The organism is Actinoalloteichus spitiensis RMV-1378, from assembly GCF_000239155.1.
Classification (GTDB): domain Bacteria; phylum Actinomycetota; class Actinomycetes; order Mycobacteriales; family Pseudonocardiaceae; genus Actinoalloteichus_B; species Actinoalloteichus_B spitiensis.
This window is the reverse complement of sequence record NZ_AGVX02000191.1, coordinates 1-7,165: the sequence shown is the minus strand read 5'-3', so window position 1 is coordinate 7,165 and position 7,165 is coordinate 1. Positions and strand designations below refer to the sequence as shown.

Annotated in this window: 9 protein-coding genes; 1 reads left to right on the top strand and 8 read right to left on the bottom strand. The window is 71.9% G+C overall.

Annotation, left to right across the window (positions count from 1 at the left end):
• From ACTIDRAF_RS0209875 to pyrR, 3 genes are all read right to left on the bottom strand, one after another.
• Nucleotides 1–634, bottom strand: a 634-nt coding sequence (locus tag ACTIDRAF_RS0209875) for an amidohydrolase family protein (protein WP_016698576.1), incomplete at its 3' end; no start/stop codon positions are given.
• Nucleotides 631–1,563 (bottom strand): aspartate carbamoyltransferase catalytic subunit, encoded by a 933-nt coding sequence (locus ACTIDRAF_RS0209870; protein ID WP_016698575.1) that lies wholly within the window; start codon nucleotides 1,561–1,563, stop codon nucleotides 631–633. The genes ACTIDRAF_RS0209875 and ACTIDRAF_RS0209870, both read right to left, overlap by 4 nt.
• A complete protein-coding gene (pyrR, locus tag ACTIDRAF_RS0209865) occupies nucleotides 1,560–2,159 on the bottom strand; it encodes a bifunctional pyr operon transcriptional regulator/uracil phosphoribosyltransferase PyrR (protein WP_016698574.1) in 600 nt (199 codons plus the stop codon). The genes ACTIDRAF_RS0209870 and pyrR overlap by 4 nt, the downstream gene beginning before the upstream one ends.
• Before the next feature lie 258 nt (nucleotides 2,160–2,417).
• On the opposite strand from pyrR, the gene bldD reads away from it, so the two are divergent.
• Nucleotides 2,418–2,906 (top strand): transcriptional regulator BldD, encoded by a 489-nt coding sequence (gene bldD / locus ACTIDRAF_RS0209860; RefSeq protein ID WP_016698573.1) that lies wholly within the window; start codon nucleotides 2,418–2,420, stop codon nucleotides 2,904–2,906.
• 47 nt (nucleotides 2,907–2,953) lie between these two features.
• Here the strand turns inward: bldD and nusB are convergent, their stop codons facing one another.
• The 5 genes from nusB to ACTIDRAF_RS0209835 all read right to left on the bottom strand — a co-directional run bounded on the left by nusB (nucleotide 2,954) and on the right by ACTIDRAF_RS0209835 (nucleotide 6,577).
• Entirely contained in the window at nucleotides 2,954–3,373 is a 420-nt protein-coding gene (nusB, locus tag ACTIDRAF_RS0209855) for a transcription antitermination factor NusB (RefSeq protein ID WP_016698572.1), read from the bottom strand.
• Nucleotides 3,373–3,936 (bottom strand): elongation factor P, encoded by a 564-nt coding sequence (gene efp, locus ACTIDRAF_RS0209850; protein WP_016698571.1) that lies wholly within the window; start codon nucleotides 3,934–3,936, stop codon nucleotides 3,373–3,375. The genes nusB and efp overlap by 1 nt, the downstream gene beginning before the upstream one ends.
• Nucleotides 3,937–4,045: 109 nt before the next feature.
• Nucleotides 4,046–5,155 carry a M24 family metallopeptidase gene (locus ACTIDRAF_RS0209845; RefSeq protein ID WP_016698570.1) on the bottom strand — a complete coding sequence of 370 codons (1,110 nt, stop codon included), beginning with the start codon at nucleotides 5,153–5,155 and terminating at the stop codon, nucleotides 4,046–4,048.
• 10 nt (nucleotides 5,156–5,165) lie between these two features.
• Complete coding sequence (locus ACTIDRAF_RS35460; RefSeq protein ID WP_016698569.1) at nucleotides 5,166–5,483, bottom strand: 4Fe-4S domain-containing protein; 318 nt, start codon at nucleotides 5,481–5,483, stop codon at nucleotides 5,166–5,168.
• The gene (locus tag ACTIDRAF_RS0209835; RefSeq protein ID WP_157162950.1) at nucleotides 5,480–6,577 is read right to left on the bottom strand and encodes a cytochrome P450; all 1,098 of its coding nucleotides are present in this window, start codon (nucleotides 6,575–6,577) and stop codon (nucleotides 5,480–5,482) included. Before ACTIDRAF_RS0209835 ends, ACTIDRAF_RS35460 begins: the two co-directional genes overlap by 4 nt.
• Nucleotides 6,578–7,165 lie beyond the last annotated feature (588 nt).

The following is a 7,165-nucleotide window of genomic DNA, read 5'->3' as shown; positions in this document are numbered from 1 at the left end:
CGGGGGCGGGCCAGCCCGCCAGTCCGCGTTCGGCGGCCGCCGGGCCCTCGTGCGCCTGGGCGCCGCCGGTGAGCCTCGGGTCCTCGGCGTGCTGGGCGATGACCCCGCCGATCGCCCGGGTGTACTCCAGCGCGCGACGCATCAGCAGCGGGTCGGACACGCAGTGGCCGTCGTCGGAGAACAGCCGGACGCCGGCCCGGGATCGGGCCATGGCGCCGAGTTCGGCGAGCCGTTCGCCGCGCAGCCCCACGCTCACCGCCCCGATCGGGTGGACGTCGACGAGGCCGACGTCCCGGCCGCGCTGCCAGACGTACTCGACGATGACGGGGTTGTCGGCGACCGGGTCGGTGTTGGCCATGGCGAACACGGCCGTGTAACCGCCCAGGGCCGCGGCCTCCGAGGCGGTGTGGATGGTCTCGGTGTCCTCCCGCCCCGGTTCCCGCAGGTGGGTGTGCAGGTCGACGAACCCGGGCAGGGCGACGAGCCCCCCGGCGTCGACCACCTGGTCGGCCGGCTCGGTGACCCGGCCGATCTCGGCGATCCGGCCGTCGGCGACGAGCACGTCGACCGGTGCCCCCTCGCCGTAGGGCCGGACACCCCGGAACAGGGTCGTTCCCGCGTCGGTCCCGCTCATACCGCTGTCTCCTCTCCGGCCAGCAGGTGGTAGAGCACCGCCATCCGCACGTGCACGCCGTTGCGGACCTGGTCGGTGACCAGCGACCGGGGCGAGTCCGCGACGGTGTGGCTGATCTCCATGCCCCGGATCATCGGTCCGGGGTGCAGCACCGGCGCGTGCTCGGGCAGCCGGGCGAGCCGGCGCTCGTTCATGCCGTAGGCGATGGCGTACTCGCGGGCCGAGGGGAAGAAGCTGCCGTGCATCCGTTCGGCCTGCACGCGCAGCACCATCACCGCGTCGGCGCCCTCGAGGGACTCGTCGAGGTCGTGGGTCACCCGCACCGGCCAGTCCCGCACCCCGGTGGGCAGCAGGGTGGGCGGGGCCACGAGGACGACCTCGGCGCCCAGTCGGTGGAGCAGGCGCACGTTGGACCGGGCCACCCTGCTGTGCAGGACGTCGCCGACGATGACGATCCGCCGGCCGGTCAGCTCGCCGAGGCTCTCCCGCAGGGTCTGGGCGTCCAGCAGCGCCTGGGTGGGGTGCTCGTGGGTGCCGTCACCGGCGTTGACCACCGAGGTCCCGTGGTCGGCGAGCCAGTCCGCCACCCGGCGGGCCGCCCCGGAGGCCGGGTGCCGCAGGACCACGCAGTCGGCGCCGGCCGCGGCCAGGGTGAGGGCGGTGTCCCGCAGCGATTCCCCCTTGCCGACGGAGGACCCGGTGGCCGAGACGTTGATGACGTCGGCGCTCATCCACTTGCCGGCCACCTCGAACGACACCCGGGTGCGGGTGGAGTTCTCGTAGAAGGCGGTGACGACGGTGCGCCCCCGCAGGGTGGGCAGCTTGCGCACCTCCCGGCCGAGCAGGGTCTGTTTGAGCTTGTCCGCGGTGTCCAGGATGGCGGCGACGTCCTCGCCCCCCAGGTCGCTGGCGGACAGCAGATGCCTCATCGGCTGGTCTCCGTTCCCCTTCTCCGCAGCAGGACGGCGTCTGTCCCGTCGGTTTCGCGCAGCTGGACGGAGACGCCCTCGTCCCGCGCGGTCGGCACGTTCTTGCCCACGTAGTCGGCGCGGATCGGCAGCTCGCGGTGGCCCCGGTCGATGAGCACGGCCAGCTGGACGGCGCGTGGCCGTCCGTGGTCGCGCAGGGCGTCCAGCGCGGCGCGCACGGTGCGGCCGGAGAAGAGGACGTCGTCCACGAGGACCACCAGCGCGTCGTCGAGGCCGTCAACCGGAAGGCTGGTCGACTCGAGGGCTCGGGTGGGCCGGCGGCGGAGGTCGTCCCGGTAGAGGGTCACGTCGAGGGTTCCGGTGGGAATTGTCACACCGCTGAACTCCGCGATCTTCGCGGCCAGCCTCCGGGCCAGCGGAGCACCTCGGCTGGGGATGCCCAGCAGCAGCACCCGGGCGGCGTCCTCCGCGTCGGGCGTGGTGCGTTCGATGATCTGGTGCGCGATCCTGGCGATGGTGCGCGCGACGTCGGCGGCGGCGAGCAGCTGGCGCTGTTCGCCCTGGTCCGCCGCGCCCGCACGGGTGCGTGGCGCCACGAAGTGGACCCCCTTCCCCGCCTCGCTGGACGGGTCATTAAAGGACGTCATGGTCTCCGGCTCGGCCGGACACCCCGGACAGTAGCAGGCTGCTATGTGTCAATCTTCCGGGTGGTGTCACAAACTCGCCCGGCCGTCGCAGCGTCATCAGCTTGACCTAGTGACGTTACCGAGCGACCATTACTCTGCGTATTGATTTAGGTCTTCCCGCAGCCCTGTCTAGCGGCTGACGGGGCGAATGAAACGGAGAACCGCTACATGGGCGACTACGCCAAGGCGCTGGGCGCCAAGCTCCGCGCGATCCGCCAGCAGCAGGGCCTGTCGCTGCATGGTGTCGAGCAGAAGTCCGGCGGGCGGTGGAAGGCCGTCGTCGTCGGGTCGTACGAGCGCGGTGACCGGGCCGTCACCGTCCAGAAGCTCGCGGAGCTGGCCGACTTCTACGGCGTCCCCGTGGCGGAACTGCTACCTGAGGGTCGGGTTCCGTCCGGGGCGGAGCCCGCCACCAAGATCGTGATCAACCTGGAACGGCTGCAACAGCTCCCAGCGGAGAAGGTGGGTCCGCTGGCCCGCTACGCGGCCACCATCCAGAGCCAGCGCGGCGACTACAACGGCAAGGTGCTGTCCATCCGCACCGAGGACCTGCGCTCGCTGGCCATCATCTACGACATGTCGCCGGGCGAGCTCACCGAGCAGCTCATCGACTGGGGTGTGCTGCCGCCGGAGGCCCGGCCCGCCAAGGAGGACTGAGCCGAACCGGGCCCGCACCCCTCGCGGGCCCGGTCACCCCACTCCTGTCAGCGGGTGGCCCGCAACCGGTGGGCTATCCGCCCGATCCGGTCCAGGACTCCGTTGACGAACCTCGGCGAGTTGTCCGTCGACAGGGTCCTGGCCAGTTCGACCGCCTCGTCGATGGCGACGGCGTCGTCGACGTCGTCGGCCCAGAGCAGCTCGTAGAGACCGAGGCGGAGCACGGCCCGGTCCACGGCCGGCATCCTGGCCAGGGTCCACCCCTCGGCGTACTGGGAGATCAGTTCGTCGATCCTGGCCCGGTTCGCCGTGACCCCCTCGACCAACGTGACGGTGTACTCCCGGACGGGGGGCAGGTCGGGGTGGCCCATCCGCTCGGTCAGCATGGTCACCGCGTCCTCGCCGCGCACGTCGGCCTCGAACAGGATGTCGACCGCGCGTTTACGGGCCTTGCTGCGGGCGCCCATTACGAGTTCACGCGCCCCAGGTAACGACCGTCGCGGGTGTCGACCTTGACCTTGTCCCCCGTGTTGAGGAACAGGGGCACCTGGATCTCCGCGCCGGTCTCGAGGGTCGCCGGCTTGTTGCCCCCGGTGGAGCGGTCGCCCTGGAGACCGGGGTCGGTGTGCTGCACGACGAGCTCGACCGAGGCCGGCAGTTCGACGTAGAGCGGGGTGCCCTCGTGCACCGCCACGATCGCCGTCTGGTTCTCCAGCATGAACTTGGCGGCGTCCCCGACCGTCTCGGCCGGCACCGGCAGCTGGTCGTAGGTCTCCGCGTCCATGAACACGAAGTCGCCGCCGTCGGGGTAGAGGTAGGTCATCTCGCGCTTGTCGACGTTGGCGGTCTCCACCTTCACACCGGCGTTGAAGGTCTTGTCGACAACCTTGCCGGACAGCACGTTCTTCAGCGTGGTGCGGACGAACGCACCACCCTTGCCGGGCTTGACGTGCTGGAACGACACCACGGACCACAACTGTCCGTCGAGGTTGAGCACCAGTCCGTTCTTGAGGTCGTTAGTGCTGGCCACTGTGGTGGTCTCTCCTGTGATACATGGCCCCAAACATGGGCCGGTACATGGGCGTGCCGCGGCCCTGCGGTGCGCACGGCCGCGGCGATACGGGTCTCAGCCTGTCGCGTCAGACGACCACGAGATCCTTCGTGGTCAGGGTGAGGAGCTCGGGGCCGCCCTCGCGCACGACCAGCGTGTCCTCGATGCGCACACCGCCCCGGCCAGCGAGGTACACGCCGGGCTCGACGGTGACCGCCATACCTTCCTCGAGTGTACCGTTGCCCAGCTGCGACAGCGTTGGTGCCTCGTGGACCTCCAGGCCGACCCCGTGGCCCAGACCGTGCAGGAACCGCTCCCCGTGGCCCGCGGCCTCGATGACCGACCGGGAGGCGGTGTCGACGTCGCGCAGCGCCACTCCCGGCGCCAGCGCCTCCCTGCCGGCCGCCTGCGACCGGGCCACCACCTCGTAGAGCTCCCGCTGCCAGTCGGCTGGCTCCCCGAGCACGACCGTCCTGGTCATGTCCGAGTGGTAGCCGTCGACCAGCGCGCCGAAGTCCATCTTGACGAAGTCACCGGCGGCCAGCACGGCCTCGGTGGGGCGGTGGTGGGGCACCGCCGAGTTCGGCCCGGCCGCCACGATGGTGTCGAAGGAGGGGCCAGCGGCACCGTTGGCGACCATCCGGCGCTCGAGCTCGCGGGCCACCTCCAGCTCGGTCCGCCCCGGCCGGAGCTCGCCCTCGGCGATCAGCTCGGCCAACGCCCGGTCGGCGGCGGCGCAGGCCATCCGCAGCGCCTCGACCTCACCCTCGTCCTTGATCGCGCGCAGGCCCTCGACCAGCCGGGGGGCCCGGACCAGCTCGACGTCCCCCGCCGCCTCGGCCAGGGTGTCCAACCCGTCGACGGTCACGTGCTGCGACTCGAACCCGGCCCGGCGGATCGCCGAACCACCCCGCGAGGCCCGTTCCGCCAGGGCGGCCCCACTGCGGCGCTCGATGATCCGGTCGAGATCGGGGACCTCGACGCCGGCCTGGGTCAGGTACCGGCCGTCGGTGCAGAAGATGGTGCGGGACTCGTCGTCGGCCGAGTCCCCGGCGTGGACGAGCAGGGCGGCGTTGGACCCGGTGAAACCGCTGAGGTACCGGACGTTGAGCAGGTCGGTGACGAGCAACGCGTCGATCTCCCGCTCGCGCAGCAGCTCGCGCAGCGCCCCACGGCGGCGAAGGTGTGTCTCTGGCATGTCGAGCAGCCTAGTTTCCCCGGAACCCGCCGCCGACCCGTTCCTCCCCGTCGTCCCGATCGGCCTCGCCGCGCCGTGCGAGACGGATGGCTCCTACCGGGCACATCTCCTCGGCCAGCCGCACCGCCGCCGCCCGTCCCACCGGGGGCTCCGGGTCGAGGAGGACCACGACGCCGTCGGACTCCCCCTGGTCGAAGACCCCCGGAGCGAGCTGGGCGCACTGGCCGGAGGCGACGCAGCGGTCGGCGACCACCGCGACCCGGAGCGCGCCCGCCTCCGCGCCACCGCCGGGCGCTCCCCCGCTCGCCGGGTGTTCTTCCGCGCTCACCAGGTCACCGGCAGGGCGCGGACCCCGTAGACGAAGCCGTCGTCCTTGAAGGCGAGCCGCCCGATCTCGGTCGCCAGCCGGAGCGTGGGCAGGCGACGTGCCACCGCCCCGACCACCTCCTGGAGCTCGATCCTGGCGAGGGCGTGGCCGAGGCACTGGTGCACCCCGTGACCGAAGGCGAGGTGCCGGCGGGAGTTCCTGGTCAGGTCGAGGCTGTCTGGCTCGGGGAACACGTCCTCGTCCCGGTTGGCCGGCCCCAGCAGCACCAGGACCCCCTCCCCTGCCCGGATCCGCACGCCGCCGAGCTCGACGTCCGCGATCGCCACCCTCCGGGGGAAGAACTGGGCGGCGGTGGTGTACCGGAGCAGCTCCTCGACGGCGACCGCCACCCTGGCCTCGGTCGGTTCCTCGGCGAGCCAGGCCAGCTGGTCCGGGTGGCGGAGCAGTGCGAGCAGGCTCAGCGCCACCGTGTTGGAGGTCGTCTCGTGCCCGGCCAGCAGGACCATCGTCGCCAGCGCGACCACCTCGTCCCGGCTCAGCCGGCCGGTACCCCAGTGCTCCACCACGAGACGGCTGATCACGTCGTCTCCGGGCTGTTCGCGCCGCTCGCGCACGAGCGCCGTCATCGCCGCCCGCAGCTCACCGAGCACCCCGGCCAGCAGCGCCGGGTCCGGTTCGGTCGCCTGGATGAGAGCGGAGTGCCGCTCGAAGAAGAGCCGAACGCCACCGGGAAGCCCCAGCACGCGGGAGATGGTCATGGCCGGCAGGGGAACCGCGAGCCGGGCCACCAGGTCCGAGGGACGGTCGTCCCCCCGCACCCGGTCGAGAAGCCGCCCCGCGTCGGCACGCACCGCCGGCCGGTGCGCCTCCATCGCGCGGGGGAGGAAGTGCCGGCTCAACGTCAACCGGTAGTGCCGGTGCTCCGGCGGGTCGAGGTTCACCAGGCTCAGTCCCCGGGCGACCGGAACCGGCGGAGCCACCTCGGGGAAGCCGGGGCGGGTCGGATCGGCGCTGAACCGTTCGTCCCGCAGCACCGACCTCACCTCCTCGTACCGGGAGACGACCCACGCCCGCGCCCCATTCCAGAGCGTCACTCGCGAAACGGGTTCACGCCGCTGATTCGAACAGCGCGAAGGAGGGTGGAGCGGACACCGCCGGGAGAGCGGAAAACGGGGTTCCTCGGGCAGGACGGTTGTCATCGACTGTTCGCAATCGGACGGTGGGACGGACAATTCGGCCGCCGGAACGGGAAACACCGCACCGGGCACGCGCGGGAACGCTCCCGCCAGGGATGCGTCGTCCGCTGGCCCACAGCGTCGTCGGGGTTGTCCCCCCAGGTCGCGCCGGTGCGATACCGCCGCCGCGCCGGCCCGCCGGGGAGTGGTCGACTCCCCGCGCGGCACCTGGCGACGGGGGACAGCTTAGGCCCCGACCATCCTTGGAACCAATTCCGTCGTACCACCCCATCGGGTTAAATTCCCCGATCGCTCCGACCCGGCGGACCGCGCCCGTGGGCGAAAACCCGAGATTCGAAAGAACACTCGGAATTGTTGTCTGAGTGAGCAAACAGTTCGACGATCGCCGGCGCGTTTTCCGCGTCCCGGCGGTACCGAACGGCGGGCCGACCGGGGGCCGGCGCGGGCCACCCGAGGTGGCGACAGCGGGCCCGGTCGGCCCCCGCG

Coding starts and splice junctions, on each gene's coding strand:
- ACTIDRAF_RS0209870 (WP_016698575.1), bottom strand. CDS start 1,563: ATGAGGCATCTGCTGTCCGCCAGCGACCTGGGGGGCGAGGACGTCGCC.
- bldD (WP_016698573.1), top strand. CDS start 2,418: ATGGGCGACTACGCCAAGGCGCTGGGCGCCAAGCTCCGCGCGATCCGC.
- nusB (WP_016698572.1), bottom strand. CDS start 3,373: ATGGGCGCCCGCAGCAAGGCCCGTAAACGCGCGGTCGACATCCTGTTC.
- ACTIDRAF_RS0209845 (WP_016698570.1), bottom strand. CDS start 5,155: ATGCCAGAGACACACCTTCGCCGCCGTGGGGCGCTGCGCGAGCTGCTG.